The organism is Parvibaculum sp. MBR-TMA-1.3b-4.2, assembly GCF_053628815.1.
On the sequence record NZ_JBRJHC010000001.1, the window covers coordinates 1,427,250 to 1,445,655 of the forward strand.

The 18,406-nt window shown below is 57.2% G+C and carries 13 protein-coding genes and 2 riboswitches; of the genes, 4 read left to right on the forward strand and 9 right to left on the reverse strand.

Annotated features, from left to right (window positions below; genetic code table 11):
* Positions 1-25: 25 nt before the first annotated feature.
* Positions 26-233: riboswitch (cobalamin riboswitch) on the reverse strand.
* A 42-nt stretch (positions 234-275) separates the two neighbouring features.
* The 3 genes from cbiB to ACSSVQ_RS06905 are packed head-to-tail and all read left to right on the forward strand — an operon-like array spanning position 276 to position 3,708.
* Positions 276-1,256, forward strand: a complete 981-nt coding sequence (cbiB, locus tag ACSSVQ_RS06895; protein WP_454181762.1) for an adenosylcobinamide-phosphate synthase CbiB — start codon at positions 276-278, stop codon at positions 1,254-1,256.
* Complete coding sequence (gene cobD / locus ACSSVQ_RS06900) at positions 1,253-2,248, forward strand: threonine-phosphate decarboxylase CobD (protein ID WP_454181763.1); 996 nt, start codon at positions 1,253-1,255, stop codon at positions 2,246-2,248. Before cbiB ends, cobD begins: the two co-directional genes overlap by 4 nt.
* Positions 2,245-3,708, forward strand: a complete 1,464-nt coding sequence (locus ACSSVQ_RS06905) for a cobyric acid synthase (protein WP_454181765.1) — start codon at positions 2,245-2,247, stop codon at positions 3,706-3,708. Before cobD ends, ACSSVQ_RS06905 begins: the two co-directional genes overlap by 4 nt.
* Here ACSSVQ_RS06905 and cobU read toward each other — a convergent pair.
* The 5 genes from cobU to ACSSVQ_RS06930 all read right to left on the reverse strand — a co-directional run bounded on the left by cobU (position 3,683) and on the right by ACSSVQ_RS06930 (position 8,536).
* Entirely contained in the window at positions 3,683-4,237 is a 555-nt protein-coding gene (gene cobU, locus ACSSVQ_RS06910) for a bifunctional adenosylcobinamide kinase/adenosylcobinamide-phosphate guanylyltransferase (protein WP_454181767.1), read from the reverse strand. The two genes, ACSSVQ_RS06905 and cobU, sit on opposite strands and share 26 nt — an antisense overlap.
* A gap of 3 nt (positions 4,238-4,240) precedes the next feature.
* Complete coding sequence (locus tag ACSSVQ_RS06915) at positions 4,241-5,032, reverse strand: adenosylcobinamide-GDP ribazoletransferase (protein ID WP_454181769.1); 792 nt, start codon at positions 5,030-5,032, stop codon at positions 4,241-4,243.
* Positions 4,999-5,649 (reverse strand): histidine phosphatase family protein, encoded by a 651-nt coding sequence (locus ACSSVQ_RS06920; protein WP_454181771.1) that lies wholly within the window; start codon positions 5,647-5,649, stop codon positions 4,999-5,001. The genes ACSSVQ_RS06915 and ACSSVQ_RS06920 overlap by 34 nt, the downstream gene beginning before the upstream one ends.
* A complete protein-coding gene (gene cobT, locus ACSSVQ_RS06925; protein WP_454181773.1) occupies positions 5,571-6,644 on the reverse strand; it encodes a nicotinate-nucleotide--dimethylbenzimidazole phosphoribosyltransferase in 1,074 nt (357 codons plus the stop codon). The genes ACSSVQ_RS06920 and cobT overlap by 79 nt, the downstream gene beginning before the upstream one ends.
* 272 nt (positions 6,645-6,916) lie before the next feature.
* Positions 6,917-7,050, reverse strand: a riboswitch (cobalamin riboswitch).
* Between the two features lie 1,063 nt (positions 7,051-8,113).
* Entirely contained in the window at positions 8,114-8,536 is a 423-nt protein-coding gene (locus ACSSVQ_RS06930; RefSeq protein WP_454181775.1) for a very short patch repair endonuclease, read from the reverse strand.
* A 524-nt stretch (positions 8,537-9,060) separates the two neighbouring features.
* Here ACSSVQ_RS06930 and ACSSVQ_RS06935 point away from each other — a divergent pair.
* Positions 9,061-10,572, forward strand: a complete 1,512-nt coding sequence (locus ACSSVQ_RS06935) for a DNA cytosine methyltransferase (protein ID WP_454181777.1) — start codon at positions 9,061-9,063, stop codon at positions 10,570-10,572.
* Here ACSSVQ_RS06935 and ACSSVQ_RS06940 read toward each other — a convergent pair.
* Genes ACSSVQ_RS06940 through ACSSVQ_RS06955 form a run of 4 tightly spaced genes read right to left on the reverse strand, consistent with a single transcriptional unit; the run spans position 10,569 to position 17,786 of the window.
* A complete protein-coding gene (locus tag ACSSVQ_RS06940) occupies positions 10,569-12,647 on the reverse strand; it encodes an AIPR family protein (RefSeq protein ID WP_454181779.1) in 2,079 nt (692 codons plus the stop codon). The genes ACSSVQ_RS06935 and ACSSVQ_RS06940 overlap by 4 nt on opposite strands.
* Positions 12,640-13,626 carry a PD-(D/E)XK motif protein gene (locus ACSSVQ_RS06945; protein ID WP_454181781.1) on the reverse strand — a complete coding sequence of 329 codons (987 nt, stop codon included), beginning with the start codon at positions 13,624-13,626 and terminating at the stop codon, positions 12,640-12,642. Before ACSSVQ_RS06945 ends, ACSSVQ_RS06940 begins: the two co-directional genes overlap by 8 nt.
* Positions 13,619-16,318 (reverse strand): Z1 domain-containing protein, encoded by a 2,700-nt coding sequence (locus ACSSVQ_RS06950; protein WP_454181783.1) that lies wholly within the window; start codon positions 16,316-16,318, stop codon positions 13,619-13,621. Before ACSSVQ_RS06950 ends, ACSSVQ_RS06945 begins: the two co-directional genes overlap by 8 nt.
* On the reverse strand, positions 16,311-17,786 hold the full coding sequence (locus ACSSVQ_RS06955) for an ATP-binding protein (RefSeq protein WP_454181785.1): 1,476 nt from the start codon (positions 17,784-17,786) through the stop codon (positions 16,311-16,313). The genes ACSSVQ_RS06950 and ACSSVQ_RS06955 overlap by 8 nt, the downstream gene beginning before the upstream one ends.
* Positions 17,787-18,406 lie beyond the last annotated feature (620 nt).

Genomic DNA, 18,406 nt, shown 5'->3' on the forward strand with positions numbered 1-18,406 from the left:
CGTTTCGCCCCGCCCGGGCTCTACGGTGTTCATCAGGCTTCAGGCCGGTATCCTGGCTCGCACCGTTTTCTTCCGGGCTTCGCCGCCGCCTTCCCGGTTTCCCAGTGGCGATCATGGCGGCATTATCCCGGCCGGTGCTTACAGTTGCGGGGGCAGCCACGGCATTGCGATTTCGCGCGCACCGTGTTCCCGTTTAGGCGCTTTCACGCCCACCTGGAAGCCTTTTGCTGGTAAACCATCCCCCCTTTGGTGTCAAACGGGACCGCCCTCGCCACATGATCGTTCTGTCGCTTGCCGCTCCTTCCCTCGCCCTTCTGGCTCTCGTCGCGGAGAGCCTTTTCGGTTATCCGCAAGTGCTGTTTCGTGCGATCGGTCATCCCGTGACCTGGATGGGGCGCGTCATCGCCGCCGGCGATGTTTTCCTGAACCGCGAAAGCATGGGGGACGGAAAGCGGTTTGCAGGCGGATGCGGTCTGGTTGTTCTGCTCGTTGCGCTTTCCGTTATCGCCGGCCATGCGCTTCACCTGTTCCTCTCTTCTCTTCCTTTCGGCTGGGTCGGCGAAGTACTGATCGCAAGCACGCTTATTGCTAGCCGGAGTCTTGCCGACCATATTCGCGACGTGGCACATGCGCTGGACAAAGACGGGATCGCGGGCGGGCGGATCGCCGTCTCAAGGATCGTCGGACGCAATCCGGCCGAACTCGACGAGCATGGCGTGTCGCGCGCGGCGATCGAAAGCCTTGCGGAGAACTATTCGGACGGTATCGTTGCGCCGCTTTTCTGGTGCGCGGTGACGGGCCTTCCCGGCCTCATCGCCTACAAGGCCATCAACACGGCGGACAGCATGATCGGACACAGAAACGCGCGATACGAATATTTCGGCAAGGCTGCCGCCCGCCTGGACGATCTGGCCAATCTGATCCCGGCACGGGTTTGCGGCTGTCTTGTCGCCGTGAGCGCGCAGCCCACGCGCCGCATAGGAAAAGCTTTCTCGATCATGTTTCGCGATGCGGGGCAGCATGTGTCGCCCAATGCGGGCTGGCCGGAAGCGGCGATGGCGGGGGCACTCGATGTGCGTCTCGGCGGCCCGAGAAGTTATGGTGCCGTTCAGACGGATGGTGCCTGGTTAGGCGACGGCGCAGCGGACCTCACGTCCCTCGACATTCGCAAGGCGCTTCTCATCTACAAACGGTCTTTGGTATTGCTTGCTCTCCTGTTGGCCCTGTTAGCCGTTTCAACCGGGGTCACGGCATGACGGCCAGGCTTGTCCATGGCGGAGACCTCGGGAGCCTGCGCAGCGCGTTTCCCGAAGCACCGCAACCATTTGTCGACCTCAGTACCGGGATCAATCCATGGCCCTACCCCGTCCATGTTCCTAACGACGCATGGACACGACTTCCGCAGCGAGATGCCGAGGTGCTGTGCAGGGAGGAGATGGCTGCCTATCTTGGCGCGCCGCCATCCAGCCTTCTACTCACACCCGGCACCCAGATCGCCATTTCATTGCTGCCGCTTCTCGTTTCCCGGTCGCATGTCGCTATCGCTTCGCCCACCTATGGCGAACACGAGCAGGCATGGCGAACGGCCGGGCATAGCGTGACGGCTATCGATGTCGGCAATATCGCCGGCCTCGCGTCCGACGTCATCGTCATCACCAATCCCAACAATCCGGACGGCAGACAGATGTCCTCCGACCTGCTGCTCGATCTCGCGCGGCGACAGGCGGCGAAAGACGGATTGCTCGTCGTCGATGAAGCCTTTGCCGATGTCGCGCCCGAGATCAGCCTGGCCGCGCATGGGGGTATGGAGGGGCTCGTCGTGTTGCGGTCCTTCGGAAAGTTTTTCGGGCTTGCCGGGCTTCGGCTCGGCGGCGTTCTGGCACCCGAAACATTGCGCAGAAGGATGGAAGCCGCTTTCGGACCATGGTCGGTGAGCGGTGCGGCGCTTGCCGTCGGCGCGACCGCTTATGCCGATGCGGGCTGGGTAGCGGATATGCGTCAACGCCTGTCTGCGGCCGCTGCACAACTCGATAAATTGCTGGACGGAAACGGGCTTCAACTTATCGGCGGCACATCTCTCTATCGGCTGGCCACCGCGCCCGACGCAGCGCGGCTTCACCGGCACCTCTCATCGCACGGCATTCATGTACGGCGCTTTCCCTATGCAGAAAGCTGGCTGCGCTTTGGCCTGCCGTCCGGCGAGGAGACGACGCGCCGCCTTGCTGCGGCGTTGGAGAGCTTCTCATGAGCGCCGCCCTGATGTTTCAAGGCACGGGCTCGGATGTCGGCAAGTCCGTACTCGTCTCCGGTCTCGCTCGCGCCTATGCGCGCCGCGGGCTTCGCGTGCTTCCCTTCAAACCGCAGAATATGTCGAACAATGCCGCCGTCACCGCCGACGGCGGAGAGATCGGCCGGGCCCAGGCGCTGCAGGCACTGGCCTGCAATGTCGAACCCCGCATCGACATGAACCCCGTGCTGCTGAAACCGCAAACGGATGTTGGCGCGCAGTTGATCCTGCATGGACGTGCCATCGGCAACGCCAGCGCCATGGATTATCACGCCCTGAAACCAAAACTGCTTCAGGCCGTGCGCGACAGCTTCGACCGTCTCTCCGTCGAGGCGGATCTCGTGCTGGTCGAAGGTGCGGGAAGCCCGGCGGAAACCAATCTCAGGGCGAACGATATTGCCAATATGGGCTTTGCGACAGCGACCGGTACGCCCGTCATTCTGATCGGGGATATCGACCGGGGCGGCGTAATCGCAAGCCTTGTCGGCACCCATTCCGTACTGTCGGATGCAGACCGCGCCATGATACGCGGCTTTCTCATCAACAAGTTCCGGGGCGATGTCCGGCTTTTCGAAGAGGGGCTTCGCGATATAGAGCGGCGTACGGCATGGCGGGGGATGGGTGTGATGCCCTGGCTTCCCGCCACGTCGCGGCTACCGGCCGAGGACGCTGTGGTGCTGGAACGCCGAGGCGAAGCACGGCATGGCGCCTTCCGTATCGCCGCACCCATGCTGTCGCGGATTTCCAATTTCGACGATTTCGATCCGCTTCGCGCCATGCCGGACGTCGAGTTTACATTTGTGCCGCCCGGCAAGCCGATGCCGCGAAACACCGATCTCATCATTCTGCCCGGCACGAAAGCAACGGTCGCCGATATGCATTTCATCCGGACACAGGGCTGGGATATCGACATCAAGGCGCATTGGCGGCAGGGGGGCGCCGTGTTCGGCATTTGCGGCGGCTATCAGATGCTCGGCACTCGCATTCTCGATCCGCATGGCATCGAAGGAGAAGATCGCAGCACCGAGGGGCTGGGGCTTCTCGACATCGAAACGACGCTACAGCCGGAAAAGCATCTGGGTCTCGTGACCGGGACGGATGAAAGCGGTGCCGCGTTCACCGGCTATGAAATTCATAATGGCCGAAGCAAGGGGCCGGATACGTCCCGGCCCGGTTTCACGCTGGAAGGCCGCCCACATGGCGCGCGTTCCGCCGACGGGCGCGTTGCCGGGTGCTATGTGCACGGTCTTTTCGACAAGGCGGGTTTCCGGCAATCCTTCCTGCGCTCGATGGACCTTGCCGTGACGGGCAGCACCGACCATCTGGCAACCGTCAATGCTGCACTGGACGAGATTGCCGAGGCAATGGAACGCCATCTCGATCTCGATACCATGCTCAGGATTGCGCAAGAGGCGCCTTGAGCACGAGCGGCAGGCCCGCCATGACGGCCACGACGCCGTCGGCCTGTCCCGCAATGCGCTGATGCATCCGGCCCGCTTCGTCGCGGAAACGCCTTGCCATTTCGTTGTCGGGCACGATGCCCCACCCCACTTCGTTTGAAATGAAAACGATGCCGGCCTTACAGACCGAGATAGCGTCCAGCAAATCATCCGTCGCCGTTTGCACATTCCACTCAGCACCCATGAGATTGGACAGCCATAGCGTCAGGCAGTCCACCAACACAGCATCGCCACCACCAACCTCGTTGCGCAGAATGTCCGCGATGGCCAAAGGCTCTTCAATCGTGCGCCAGCGCTCGCCGCGACGCGACCGATGATGCGCGATACGCACCGCCATCTCACCGTCATGCGCTTCCGCCGTGGCGAGGTAGACGTGACGAGCCGCACTCGCCGCCACGAGACCTTCGCCATAAGCGCTTTTTCCCGATCGGGCGCCCCCCAGAACGAGAAGCGAAAACGGCCCATGTTTAGGCAGGTGGATTGCGGACATCGCTTACACTCCCATGAGGATCAGCAGAACCATGACGGCGAGCGCGCTGCTTTCTACCATCTCGACGCCTGCGCCGAGGCAGTCGCCTGTCTGCCCGCCAAGACGGTATTTGAGAAAGAGCCACCAGGCCCCGCAGGCAAGCGGAGCAGCCAGAAGCACCGGCGCGACGATTACGGGAAGCACAAGCAGGATTGCCATGACGATTATGGCGAGCTTGTCGATTTCCCAACCGAACCGCTCGCCCATACCTGCTCCTTCCGCTCCCGGCGGCCTGAGAACGGGCAGTGTTGCCGACCAGAGAAGAGGGCCGAAACGGGCCCAGGCGAGAAGCGGCACAAGCAACCAGCCGCCCCCCTCCCTCGTCAGGAGCATGAGGAAGACGAGCTTCGTCATGAGCTGCATCGCCAATGCGATGGCAGCAAAGGAGCCGACATGCGGATCCTTCAGGACGGCATGGAAACGCGTCGGATCGCCGTGCGCAGCACCCAGCGCATCTACAAGATCGCCCAACCCGTCGAGATGAAGCCCGCCTGTCACCCACACCCAGAAAAGAAGCGCCAGCACCGCGCCCGCCCACGGGTCGAGGCCAGCACCCAGCATGAGGATGACCGCAAGCATGACCCCAAGCACCAGGCCGACAAGCGGAAAATAGAGCGAGGAACGGGAAAGATCGGTGGACGAAAAGTGCTCCGTTCGCGGCATAGGTAGCCGCGTCAGGAACTGAAAGGCAAGGATGGCGCCGCTGTAGTGCCTGTCCATCTTCATCCGCTGAGCCCCGTCAGGCCAGCGCGCCATACTCCAAACGTTTCGTCTCGGAAGAACTCGAACTCAAGCATCGAGGCCGGCGGCAGGGCAATGTTCCAGGCCGCCGCGAGCGGGATGCCGACATAGAGTTCCAGCATGGCGCGCATGACGCCTGCGTGGGTGATGAGCAATGCGGAAGCAGCGCCGCCGAATAGGACGCCGCGTATCGCGCCATCGACCCGCGCCGTGAAATCGCTCCAGCGCTCTCCTTCCGGCGGTGGAAAGCGGTCCGGATCCTGCCAGAACAGGGAGAGAGCGGATTCGCTCTCTTTCCAGAGATCCTTGCTGCTGCGTCCTTCCCATCGGCCGAAATCGAGTTCGCTCAAGCCGGTTTCAAGCGCACAGTCTTGCGCAAAGAAACTGGCAAAATCGGCGCAGCGGCGAAGAGGCGATGAAACAACACGATCCCAACGACGTCCGCCGCAGCGCTCGCGCATTGCCGTCCATCCGCTCTCCATCAAGGGCGGATCGGAGCGGCCGCAAAAGCGCCCCTGCATCTCCGTTTCGCCATGCCGGAGCACGGAGAGCTTCATGCCCCGTCCTCTTCCGAAGCCTTTTCCGAAACGCCCGCGCTTTCGAAAGTCGCCATGCCCGCGTGAAGGGCGCATGCCAGACGCAACAGCGGGAGGGCCGCCGCCGCGCCGCTCCCCTCGCCCAATCGCATGCCGAGATCGAGAAACGGGGATGCGTTCATCTCGTCCAACAGAATCCGGTGCCCCGGTTCCGCGGATGCGTGAGCGAAGAGGAGCCAGTTCGCCACACCGGGATTTACCCGGCAGGCTGTAAGCGCTGCAGCGGAACAGATGAACCCGTCGACCAATACGGGAATGCCGGCCTGCGCCGCGGTTACGAAGGCCCCGGTCAATGCCGCGATCTCGTGCCCGCCGACACGCATCAAAATATCGAGAGGATCACCGCCATCCGTCAGCCCATGATGTTTCAGCGCGTCCGACAGCACCCGCGCCTTGTGGGCAACTCCGTCCTCTGTCAAACCGGTCCCCGGGCCGCAGATTTCCGAAACAGAACGCCCCGTCAACACAGACGCAACCGCCGCGGCGGAACTGGTATTGCCGATCCCCATTTCGCCGAAGATCAGCAGATCTGCGCCCTCTTCCGCCGCGCGCCGAACCGCCCGCTGCCCGGCGGCAAGGTCATGTGCCAATTCCTCATCGCTCATCGCTGGCTGGTTCCGGAAGTTGGCCGTGCCCCTCGCTTTCTTGTCGATAACAACCGCCTCCGGCAGCTCATCGGCTCGGGACCCCGCATCGACGACCGACAGCACGGCGCCCTGCTCGCGCGCCAGCACGGAAATCGCAGCACCACCCGACACGAAATTGAGGATCATCTGACCGGTCACTTCCGCGGGGAAGGCGGATACGCCTTCCTCGACGATGCCGTGATCGCCCGCAAACACGACAACATGAGGCGCACAGATTGCGGGGCATTCGCGCCCCTGCATGGCGGCAAGGGAAATCGCCGCCTCTTCCAGCCGCCCGAGCGAGCCGGGTGGCTTTGTCAGCTGAAGCTGCCGCGACGCCGCGGCCTGCCGGGCCTTCAGGTCCGGCGACCGGGTGGGCGCACTCAGCCAATCATTCGTCGCCATACCGTCACTCATCACGAAGCATGCCGCGCCAGAGAAGGTAACCAACCATGTCTGCCTCCCTCAATGACAGGGAAAGCTGAGCGAGTGGCGGCCGTCATGCACATACATGCCCTTGATGAGAGAGGTTGCCCCCTCTTCAGCGCCCACGAAATAGATGGCCAGCAAAAACAGCCCAAGGCAAAAACTCGAGCACCGGAATGGGGACCGGCGGGCGGAAACATAGGAGGTGTCGGGCATTCTCATTCTCCCTGGGATTACGCGTCCCGTTGAAGGAAAGTCAGGCAGAATGAACGAGGGTCTGGCTACGGAACAAAAGACATTCCGATTACAGTGGCGCGACCGCGCCGGAATTACACCGGCTTCCCCGCTCATCGACGGAAGGCGAAGCTATTCAGCGCCCGCAGTTAAGTCAATCCAACCTGTCAGGCGCTCGCGATCGCTGAAAAGTTCATCGATCGCGAGTTTTGAATTGACGAAATTTGCGATCCGAGCCGGTGCCGAGTATCAGAACCGACATTCGAGTGGAACACAATCGCTACGGTCTGACACCTTGAATTGCCGAGATTATGCTTTCGTGCATGTGCACAAAGACAGTCCACCAAAGAACAAACCTACCCGGCAGACAGATCGCGAACAGGACTCTTTACAGATTGAGAAATCAGGCGGCTACATCCATGTCGAGTTTGCTGCCGACAATCTCCGCGTGTCCCTGGATCCACCCGACGACTGCCGCTCGACCTTACCGGATGAATGTCGCGACACGGATGTTTACTCAAACCGTGCAGCGTCTTGGTGGCGAACAAACAGAGCAGATGGAAATTCCGGCATTCGAGCTTCCATTCACCGACAAGAGACGCATCCAGCAGGCAATCAGCTCGCTTCGCAACCGAGTCTCGCGCACTTTCGATGCCCCTATATCCCCCGCTAGGTCGAACGCATACTCAACATCACTCCGAAGGAGCGCCGCCTCTGGACAAGAGACGGCCGACTGACCCTGGCAGGTAAGCGGCACTCGAACCGAAGCGGTTCCGGCTTCTCCGTACGCCTCTTTTCGGCAAAGCAAATCGCCCATCTGGAGAAGCAGCCATCTACAATAGAAGCTTGGCGAAGACAGGATAGGTACGCTTCCAGCGCGGCAACTGATCAAACTGGAGTCGAGAAGTAGATCCGTGCAATTTCCCTCGAGCGATTCAGCACTCAGCACTAAATTTGGGAGATACATGGCGCAAGGAGCTGTCCCGTTGCCCTTTGGCGCATTTGGGAGGTTCACGGGGTCCAGGTCAAGAAAACCCAAGCACAACCTGAGAAAACATTCACCTCGTGCCCAAGTGGACAGCCATGTTCGTCTATGTGGGGGCTATGGTGCCCAGGGGCGGAATCGAACATTTCTGATAACCTGCTGATTTTATTTAACAAGTGGATCGCTTAGGGGCGAAGATACCGTCAGAGATACTGTCGGGTGATCAAGCTCATGCAAGTCCGCGAAGCAGCCGCTCTCTGACCCGCTCTACTACACCCGAGGGATCGTCATTCAGTTCGCATTCCCAGACCGTCAGGACCGTCCAGCCGGCCTGTTCAAGCTCCCACTGTTTCTGTCGATCTCGCGCCACGGTACGCTGAAACTTGTTTTGCCAGAAGTCCACTCGAGTCTTTGGAGTTGTCGCTCTAGAGCACGCATTGTGACGGTGCCAGAAGCAACCATGGACAAAAATGACTGTCCGGTATTTCGGAAAGATGATGTCCGGCTTGCCTGGCAGATCAGCTCCGTGAAGGCGAAACCGGAACCCCTCTCGATGAAGCAGGCTCCGTAGCAATCGCTCCGGCTTGGTATGCTTACCTCTAATGCGAGACATGTTCCAGCTTCGGCGCTCGACAGATATCCGGTCGGCCATTTTCTCCTGTCCGAGATTACGTCCAAAACCTCAGCGACAAACCATGCAGTCTGCCAAGTAAGATATTGCGGCACCACTTTGCCGATTTGATAATACTGGGCGACACACAACCCATCGAACCTACAGCTACCAGCGGAAGCCTTCAGATGGGTAGACACATTTGATAATGTTACGACATTTCGAAGGATCGCTCCAGGCAAGGTAGTGCACATCATTGGATCTGCGTGAACATTCCAGACGCGCCGCCGACATGTTGATTTCGGCAAATCACTACAGACCGATGGTCAAGACTGGGGCCGAAGCCATCACTTGTTTGGGAGAGATAAGTAGGAATTACAACGAATATCCAGTCCTTTCCTGATGGAACCGGGGAAGGTATCCGCACGGATATATTTCCTGAAAAGAAGTTCGGATTTAGTATTGCAGGAACGAAGCCTCGCCATCATTCTTGATCTGACTTCCTTTGACACGATGTTCGCCGTTTCTGCCTTGGTCGTCTTGCACAGACCTCGTATAAAATCGCCATGAAATCAAATCAGGTTTTTCGTACCATTGATCTCTTCGCGGGCCCCGGTGGCCTCGCCGAAGGCTTCTCGACGTCGGTCGGCCCTGCAGAGTTCAAGATTGACCTTTCTGTCGAGATGGACCCGGGGGCGTTTGCTACCCTCAGATTGAGAAGTTTCTATCGCAACCTCGATTCAAAGGGACGACAGGACTACTTCGATTTTGCCAACGGCGAAATTCCACTGGAAGAGGTCAGACGACGTCATTCCGTCTCGTGGAAGCAAGCGGAAGTGGAAACCGCTATGCTCGAACTTGGCAAGCCGATCGATAACGAAAAGCTCGACAGACACTTGGATGAACTGCTTGAGGATGACGCCGACAATTTTGTGGTGATCGGGGGGCCTCCCTGTCAGGCCTACTCGCTTGCCGGCAGGTCGAGAAACGCAGGTATAGCCGATTACAGTGCCGAGAAAGACAGCAGACACTTCCTATTCCGGGAGTACATCCGCATCCTTGAGAAGCTGCGTCCTAAGGCTTTCGTGATGGAGAACGTGAAAGGGATACTGTCTTCTTCAGTGTCGGGCGGCAGGATCTTCGAGCTCGTTCGGCGCGATCTCGCGAGCGCGGCCGGCCGCGACAGCTATCGTCTCTTCTCTCTTTCGCCCAATCCGGAGAAATCGGGTTATGTTCTAAGAGCTGAGGAACACGGAGTGCCTCAGGCAAGACACCGGGTCATCATTCTCGGATTGCGTCAGGACATCGCCGCAAATCTTGACGACGAAAAAATTCGTCTCACAAAAGCAATGGAAGAAGTCTCGGTCAAAGATGCAATCGGCGACCTACCAAAGCTAAGAAGCGGACTGAGCCGAGAAGAGGAAGGTTTTGAGCGCTGGCAAGAAGCGGTGGCCGGCGCGTTTATCATCGCCGCCGATGCCGCTCCGGACGGCTCGGGTCTTCGCAAAAGGCTATGGCAGCATCACAAGGCCGTCTTGCGCAGAAAGGAAATGACCCGCACTTCGCAGACTTATGGCGTCACGCGTCCGTCGGAATACGCGATCGCGCTTCGCGACGGACGGCTGGTGCGTCCACCGAATCACGAGACGAGGGGACACATGATCTCGGATCTGGCACGCTATGCCTTCTGCTCAACCTTTGCAGAACTCAAGGGGCGCGCCCCGTCTTCGAAGGATTTTCCTGGGGCGCTCGCCCCAGATCATAAAAGTTGGAATTCCGGAAAGTTCGCCGACCGCTTCAAGGTACAAGTGTGGGACAGTCCATCATCAACAGTTACCAGTCACATTTCCAAAGATGGCCACTACTTCATCCACCCCGACCCAACGCAATGCCGAAGCCTGACGGTGAGAGAAGCCGCCCGCCTTCAGAGCTTCCCCGACGACTACATTTTTCTCGGCAACCGAACTTCTCAATACGTCCAAGTAGGGAACGCCGTTCCGCCACTTCTCGCAAGGCAGATCGCTGTGGTTTTAGGGCAGCTACTTTCGGGCAATCTTGAGCAGGCCAGCGCCGCCTAACTCATTGATTCTATAGGCGTTCCTTCTTCGGCCAATCGATTGATGAGAAGCTTCATCGCATTCTTTTCAGGCTTGGTGAGCGCCAGATTGCCGGCCGCCAATTTCTCGAGAGCACGATTGGACTTTTCCGAGAGTAGGCGCCGCTGATTTGCATTGGCGCGAACCATGTCAGCCTTGGGAACGATCGAGAGTAACACGACATCAAGCTCGACCTCATTGTCGATTTTTTTGGTATCGCGCCCGGTCTTCTTTAGGTCGTTCGAGTCATCAAAGCTAAGCGTGACGTACTCCGGAAGAGTGCCCACATCGAAAGTCCGCTTTGAGATCGCGTCCCAACATGCCTGCATCTTGCAGTACTCGCCAACGTTTCGTGCATCAGCCGGGGTATCCTTGATTGCCGCAGACACCTGCGGTGCAAGCTCTTCCAGAAAATCCTGCAGCTCTTCAGGCACGTCCTGAGTCGACCAGATATTGTCCCAGTTAAGCGAAGCGCGTCCGAGATTTCGAACATGGTGTGCCAACCAAGCCAATGTGTACGTTACCGTCTGTGACTTGAAACCCCGATCGATCTGATACCAATCCGATTGCGCGATCATCTTGTCGGTCCATCTAAACAGCAGGGCCATCGAGCAGGCATTCCTGAACCAGGTTTCGTTGTAGTCCGCCTGGTGCGTCTTCCATGACTTTGCCGTCTCGTTCGCAAAATACATGAAGCACTTTTGAGCGCCCTTCGACACAATATCGGGTCTACACTCGAACGTGACGAAGTATTTTGCGAGGTCCGTTTTCACCATGACCTTCGCTTTTGGGAACTCCAGCTGGTATTTTCGTTTTTCGGCTTGACTCGCATATGCCATACCGTCGCGGTATTGGCCTCTGGCCCGTTCGTAGAACCATTTCTCGCCGGAAAGCGCGCCGTCCTGCGGCGGCGCCGCTAAAAGCCTTGAATAGCGCTCCATCTGCAGATGGAATGGATGATTGGAAAAAAAGTCCGCTTCCGAAATCCGGTTCTGCGTGTTCGCGTAGCGCGAAATGAGAGGCACCACCTTCTCGACCGATTCTCCGGGGACGACCGAGAGCTTCATCTGGACGTGCACTTTTTCGAGTGGCGACTTCCCCACATCCTTTGCATAGAGAATCGAGGCGGTGGTCTGGCCGCCATTCACGATCTGAAGATCATGAATAGATGAGATGCCGAGCTGATCATTAGTAAGCTCTTTGAGTTCCACTCTTGATGCCGTCGCAGTCAGCCCGTTATTGTAAGCGAAAAACATTTCCGGCTCTTCACGGATCGTTTTGAGAATGCCTTTGTTCACCTTCGTCCTCGCCTGAAGGTAGGTTCGCACATTTTGCTCGAGGAGCCTCGCACCATACAGCCCGTAGACATCGGCCAGCACGTTCCCCGGAAGCGCAAGAAGATAGGATTCGTAATCACCAGATGCCGTCGAGGCCCGAAGGCAGGGCAGTGCCCTTCCGGCAATTTCTTCTAGATCGACTTCGATGGCTTCGGGTGCCGCTCGAGACTTCTGAATGTCGGCGTACCTTGCCACATCCAGAACGGAGTAAACCACCGGCATTCCCGCAACGTCGGCCATCAGCTGCGGAGGTTTCCGTGCCGTCAGACGGGCATTGGACAGCAGGATGACCCGGAGTCGACGGATCGCCTGCTGATTCCTGTAGATCGGATAGGCAGCTGAAAATGCCGGGCTGCTGTCCTCAAGCGCGTTGATGAAATCGGCTGACAACGCATTCTCGAAAAAGTTTGTAGCCTGCTTCAGCGCTGAGTCCATCCGAGCTGCCTGAAGGGACTGAAGCTCGCGACCTTCGCGATAGTCGCAAGTCGCCAGATAAAAGGTTCCACGATCCGCGTCAAATGCATGTCCGTCAATTCGATAGGGACGCGAGCCACCTTCTTTTCGACAATGCGCATATTCGAGATCAATCGTGTCGCCATTCCCGCTGGCGGCTTCCGCAAAGATCTCGAAGAAAGCCTCTTCCTGAAACAGGCCTCCTGCCTCTGCCTCGAGCATCACGTCTTCGCGCAGATCCTCAAACGCTTTCTCAACCTCATCCATCGATCAGCTCCTCGAAGGTAGCTTGCAGATCAACGCTGTAAGGCTGACAGGCGGAGACACGAACCTTATAACGCACCTGCTCGACTCCAGGTCTGAGTTCTCCTCGCTCGATCCGTGGAAAATCATCCCGAATTTCGTAGAGCGCCCTGTCTACCAGTATCCAGGTCTCGTCGTCATATTCGGGGTGTGGTTCGTACCCCGCCGCCAACATTCCGATACCGAGCAGATCGGACGCCGTCCCACCTGCCTTTTTCGCCAAAACAGTAAGTTCCTTTACAATCGAATTCAGCGTACACGACCCGGCCAACCCTTCGGGAGCAGGGGCTAAGCCTTGGTTGCAGATGAGGACCCTGCCTTGGACAGGGTCCAGCTGGTCTTCCGATGAAATCGAGATCATCCGATCGGCTGTCACAACCTGGGTTTTCACTTCGAAGATCGACGAAGCTATTACGAAATCCTGTTCATGCCGCTCGTGTCCTGTCCATGCCATCAGTGCAGAAAAAAGCCCTATTCGAGGTAGGAGCTCGTCCCTCAGAAACAGAAGCTCACCGACAAGGCCTATCCTCTCGCTCCGGGTCAGACGATTTTCGCGCCGCCGCTTCAGCATCTCGTGCCAGCGGTTCAACTCTTCGAGCGTTCTTATAAGGGCATCGGAGGAGCGCGAACGCGGCATCGACTTAGTCGCCAGCATCAAGCCGGTGCACATGAGCGCAAAGTTCTGCAGATCCGCCTCGTCCTGCAGGGTCAGAACGAGACGCTTTTGATCAGTCGACGCGGCCTCTAAGTCTATGGTTATCCCCATGACTTTTGGTAATACAGGCCTTCTATCGATGGGTTCATCTGCATCTAGAAGGAAGACATAATGTCCCCGGCTGTCACGTCCTATACGAAAGTCGAGCGGGTGATTGCTGTCTGCAATGAGGACGTTCCTTGTGCCGCTCTCCGGCGGAACCGCTAGGGATTTCCAAGCCTCAATCATCCTGATCTCCCGATATCGCTTCGGCGTCGTCGTCCTCCTCCTGCTCATATTGCAGTTCCAACTGCGTTCTGTAGACCGAATTGACCTGGTAGGTGTGTTCCCTCGCCGGCTTTCTCGTCTCCGGCATGCAGAAGGAAAGTGTTACGACCGGACTCCCGACTTTCAGGTTGTCGTCCGACTGTTCCTTATGCTGTTCGTCGTCGCGCAAGCTGGGCTCGAAGACATGAACCAGCATCATCGGACGCTCGCGTACGCTGCATGCGGCACGCTCCTTTCGATATTCGTCTTTCTCAAACCGCTCCGTTGCGATCCGTTTTTGATCGCTGTTGAGCCCGATCCATGCATCCGGTTGATCTGCCACGCGGCTCCTCGCACCGTAAACCCTGTAGGTCCCGTCTTTTACGATGCCCTTGTCGCGACTTCTCATGCGGACGGTCTGACCGGCAAAGGAAGTGCCGCTGCCATTCTGACGCATAGGTATTGCAACATCCCACTTGGACATTTCGTCGGAAATGCGGTCCTGAACATAATCTTGGAAAAGCGAAGTATCTGAAATTTTGGCGAGATCGACGTGGGCGCCGAATGTGAATTTGTCGATAAGATCCAGTACTTCTCTGCCATTTGCCTTCCAGACGACGTAGGCCGGATCGACTTCCGTCGGATTGCCCAATTGTTCCAGAAAGTCTGAGACCGCGTTGAAATTGCGCAAGGCGATCTTGCTGTCGTTCGGTAGAGCGTGCCCCTCGACGTGGCGCGCCGAGTAGTCCTGCGCAACCGTCAGTTTTTCTGCCGTCCGCATCTTGTTGGCCGCAGTAACGCGGATTGCCAATGGGCTTTGGCGAACTTTAAGACCAAAGTCAGCGGGCGTACGATTCGCGGCTTTCATACGCTTCACTTCTTTGCGCAGTTCCTCTGTTGCCTCATCAACATATTCATAATGGTCGAGGGACATTTTTGGGAGATAGAGTCTGCAGATATTCTCGTATCCGGGACGATATCCGAACCATCGCGCCATCTGCATAAGCGTGTCGCTCGCAGCTACGTTTCTGAGAAGGTATGAAACCGTAAGGCCCTCGAGTGTGAGACCGCGCGAGAGTGCTAGACCGCCAATCGCGATGACGTGAAGACCATGTTCTTTATTGAGCGTGTAATCGAGCACGCCACCTTTCATATTGACGGTGCGGACCTCGATGCTTTGGATCCCCTCGTTAAGGCTCGAGAGTACTTCCGGCCATTCGTACTCCACCATCGAATACTCTTCTTCGAAGCTTGTTTTTATTTTATCCATTGTCTCGTCCCGGATGTCTTCAGGGTCGAGCGAACCATGGACCGAGACCGCATCCTTAAGTTCTGAGAGATATTCGTAGACGTGTCCCAGCACCTGTCCTTGGATGGCATTGAAACGGCTCACGTTGATCATCATCGAACAGTGAGCTTTTCCCTTTCCCTGTAGCACACGGATCGCACGGGTCAGGCAGAATACACGGACTGCATGTTTCAGAGACTCTGGAAGGTCTGTGACCAGATCCCCGCTCTTGTGCTTTAGAGGCAGTGCCGTCCGATAATCGTCAATGACATTGACCATTTCATCCCGGAGATTCCCTCCTTCCCGAAAAACTCGGTGAGAACCCACATAGTTGGAGGGAGGGTCGAGAGCCTTGATAAAATTCCCTGGAAACAGATCGTCATGCTCCATTTCTTCGGGGGATTCCGGATCGATAAAGATATTGGCGAATGGAGTGGCAGTGTATCCGACATAGGCAGACCTCGGGAAACGGGCCAAGATCTGTCGGATGATGCCGTTAATCGCGGTTGTGAGTTTCGGATCCTTGGCGGTATTTATCGACGCGTTGTCGGCCTCATCGTCAATAAGAAGCAGAGGCAGTTCGAAGCCGCCGGTCTGCTCCTGTTCATCGATCCACTTCTCGAGTCTTTCAAGCACCGACTTGTTCTTCTTGGTCACAAAGATCATAGGTTCCTTATGGCCGGTAAGACCAAAATAAATCCCGTCCATGCCGGCCTTGAAGTCCGAATCCCTAGTCGTGCCGACTGCGGGAATCCGCCTTTCCGCTGCGTATCTCTGAATCGGCAAAGATTGCTGCGCGGCGGCATTCGCGACTGAGATCTTTCCGATGAAGGTCTCATCAAGGCGTTCCTGTGTCTGCGTGCGCAGAGAATTCGTGATACCGGCTAGAAGAATAATTACGCGATATCCGGCATCCGCCGCCTTGCAGATAAGAGCCGAGTAGTTGGTCGTCTTGCCCATCTGCACGTTACCCATGACCATGCCTCGAACCGCTTGATACGAAGGCTCGAGCGGATCCCCGCAACGGTCGAGGATCTCGTCGGTGTCGGAATCCAGGGTCGCGACAACGTTTGAGGGGAGGATTCCGGTTTCGCGATAGTATTTACTGAGACGATTCCAGTAATAGAAGTGCAGGCCTGACTTCTTTCTCGAGAGCCACGGACGGTGTCCCTTCGAAATTACTGCGCCGCGACGCTGGGTTACCCTGAAGCTCGCTTGCAACTCGCGAACAATAAAGGAGGTCGCATCCTCGTCGAGATTGTTAAAAGGCCCATCGCGCACGATCTCCTCGATCGTGCCTTCTGGCAGACCGGCACCACTGGCGAAAAGATCCGCAAACTCTTTTTCGATGTTCAAACGGAAATAAGCCAGCTCTGCGTCATACATTCTCCCACCATCCCTTTGCTTTCAGATGTTCCTCGACTACTGCGGCCTGAGCAGCCCATGGCTCGGTGGCCTGCAGCAGCTCCCACAGTTTCGCGAATGATCCTTCCGAACGTGTCAGCAAAGCAGGTAAGGCGGCATCCAGCCGCTCGATGAACGCATCTCGATCGAGCGCACTCTGGTTCATCATTTCGGGTCGGGCGGAGAAATCCTCGCCGATACTTACTGCCGGGAAGCTGTCTTCTATTATCCCAAGCGCAGCACCGAACGAGTGAGCGACACTGGGGTCGTCGTGTTCCAGCATCTCCGCCATTAGCGGGTGCTCCCGATTGATGTAGTACCGCACTTCGCCGTTACGGACGTACTTTGCCCATACGGGCGTCTTACCTTCCGCCGGCTTGATCCGCCCCCCCCGCGACTGGAAAACCTTCCCGGATTGCCCCTTCAAGCCGTTTACGATTTCCCTCAATCGCGACCTCAGACCGGACGGAAGCTGTGCCTCAGACTTATCCACCGTAATCTTCCAGATCGCGTCGAGGCTATTGGGAATGTTCACGGCGATCCTGACCAGTTGCGATAGTTCGCCATGTCGAACGAGTCGAAACCAAGTTCCATGCATGATCAATCGGTGCTGGCGGTAGATGTAGAAGCCCTGATTCCGGACAAAGCCTTCCACACCACCAAGCTTTTCATGCTCGTGCGACGAAATCTTTGAGAAATGCGGGAGAATGAAAGCCTGAACGTTGAAGCGCTTTCCTTCCAGTTCTAAGGGCTCGACCGGCTTGACCTGAGTTGCCGGATGATTCCGAAGGAAAGGATCAATGGGTTCGAGCGTCTGTCCATTAAAGGAAATTTTTAGCTTTCGGACGCCTTGGTCCCCCGCAAGATAGCGGTGAAATGTGAGAGCCAGCTCCGACTTCGCGTGCGCTACCAGCTCATTGAACTCCCTGCTCCCGACTTTCCCAAATTCAGATAGTCGGTCGCACTTGGTCCAGATGATTTCTGTTCCGTCGTGCCCAAGAAGCTTAGAATCCGCAAGCTTCTCGATTTCACTCGGCTCGAGAATACCCATCTTCCAGTCCGCCAGATCGTCGAGATCCCAGCTTGCTCCGGAAAGCACCCCGCCCTTGCGAGTCAGAACGGTCAGGTGTCGGCACTGTGAAAGAGAGGCAGATTTCATTCCCCAGCCGAAGCGCCCAAGATCATCGGTAGCGCGTTCATCGTCGGGATTGGCGCTGGCCGGACGCATAGCCCTGCAAAGCTCGCTCTCGGTCATTCCATAGCCATCGTCGACAATTCGAACACTGGGTTCGCCGTCGTTGCGGACGCAGAGAATATCAACCTTCCGGGCGGCTGCCTTTATGCTGTTATCCAGCAGGTCGGCTAATGCGCTCGGCAGATCGTAATTACCGAAGCTACGCGCCGAGGTCATCAACGCGGCCGCATCCGGCGGATTATTTGTGTATTTCACCAAACTTCCCCCCAATCCCTCGTCACTATAGTGATCATTTTTTCGAGACGAAATGGTTGTTTAACCAGGCATTCAAATCCGGAACTTCATGAAACGCTTACAGCCCACCGTCTTGACTGCGACTGACATGACCTCCTTTGAGTCCGCTTACATAAAGAGGATGTTCGCATCTGCGATCGGTTGCCTGAGCGGATCGCGGATCTGCTACCGGTTGGGCGGGCGCGCTTCTACCATCCGAATCAGAAGGCAGTTGGAGCACAAAAGCAGTGCTGCCCGCCATCGTCCTCTGATCTCCGGTGTGATGCGCGTGACGATATTCGGGATGGCTATGGACGCCTACTTTGAAGCAATCTCGCCTGACAACCCCTTAGACCGAAAAAGCGAAATAAACCTTCAACTGAGAGCGAATTGCCAATTCAACACATTCGCGGTGGTGCGCCTCTGATAGTTTTTTTACTGGATGAGCCCCTTGACCTCTTCACGGGTGATCTCAAAGACAGCACTGTCGAAATGAACTCAAGGTTATTCAACTCCAAGCTGGTTCTTATAACTGCCGTTAAATACCAACAAGGAAGAAGGCGCCGTCTTCGTCCCGCCACCCCCCAAAGCACCTGCCGACT

Bases quoted from the DNA above. Each gene is read 5' to 3' on its own strand.
- ACSSVQ_RS06950 (WP_454181783.1), bottom strand. From the start codon at position 16,318: ATGTATGACGCAGAGCTGGCTTATTTCCGTTTGAACATCGAAAAAGAG.
- ACSSVQ_RS06920 (WP_454181771.1), bottom strand. From the start codon at position 5,649: ATGCGCCCTTCACGCGGGCATGGCGACTTTCGAAAGCGCGGGCGTTTC.
- ACSSVQ_RS06935 (WP_454181777.1), top strand. From the start codon at position 9,061: ATGAAATCAAATCAGGTTTTTCGTACCATTGATCTCTTCGCGGGCCCC.
- ACSSVQ_RS06945 (WP_454181781.1), bottom strand. From the start codon at position 13,626: ATGATTGAGGCTTGGAAATCCCTAGCGGTTCCGCCGGAGAGCGGCACA.
- cobD (WP_454181763.1), top strand. From the start codon at position 1,253: ATGACGGCCAGGCTTGTCCATGGCGGAGACCTCGGGAGCCTGCGCAGC.
- ACSSVQ_RS06930 (WP_454181775.1), bottom strand. From the start codon at position 8,536: ATGGCCGACCGGATATCTGTCGAGCGCCGAAGCTGGAACATGTCTCGC.
- cobT (WP_454181773.1), bottom strand. From the start codon at position 6,644: ATGGCGACGAATGATTGGCTGAGTGCGCCCACCCGGTCGCCGGACCTG.
- ACSSVQ_RS06905 (WP_454181765.1), top strand. From the start codon at position 2,245: ATGAGCGCCGCCCTGATGTTTCAAGGCACGGGCTCGGATGTCGGCAAG.
- ACSSVQ_RS06915 (WP_454181769.1), bottom strand. From the start codon at position 5,032: ATGGCGCGCTGGCCTGACGGGGCTCAGCGGATGAAGATGGACAGGCAC.
- cbiB (WP_454181762.1), top strand. From the start codon at position 276: ATGATCGTTCTGTCGCTTGCCGCTCCTTCCCTCGCCCTTCTGGCTCTC.
- ACSSVQ_RS06940 (WP_454181779.1), bottom strand. From the start codon at position 12,647: ATGGATGAGGTTGAGAAAGCGTTTGAGGATCTGCGCGAAGACGTGATG.
- cobU (WP_454181767.1), bottom strand. From the start codon at position 4,237: ATGTCCGCAATCCACCTGCCTAAACATGGGCCGTTTTCGCTTCTCGTT.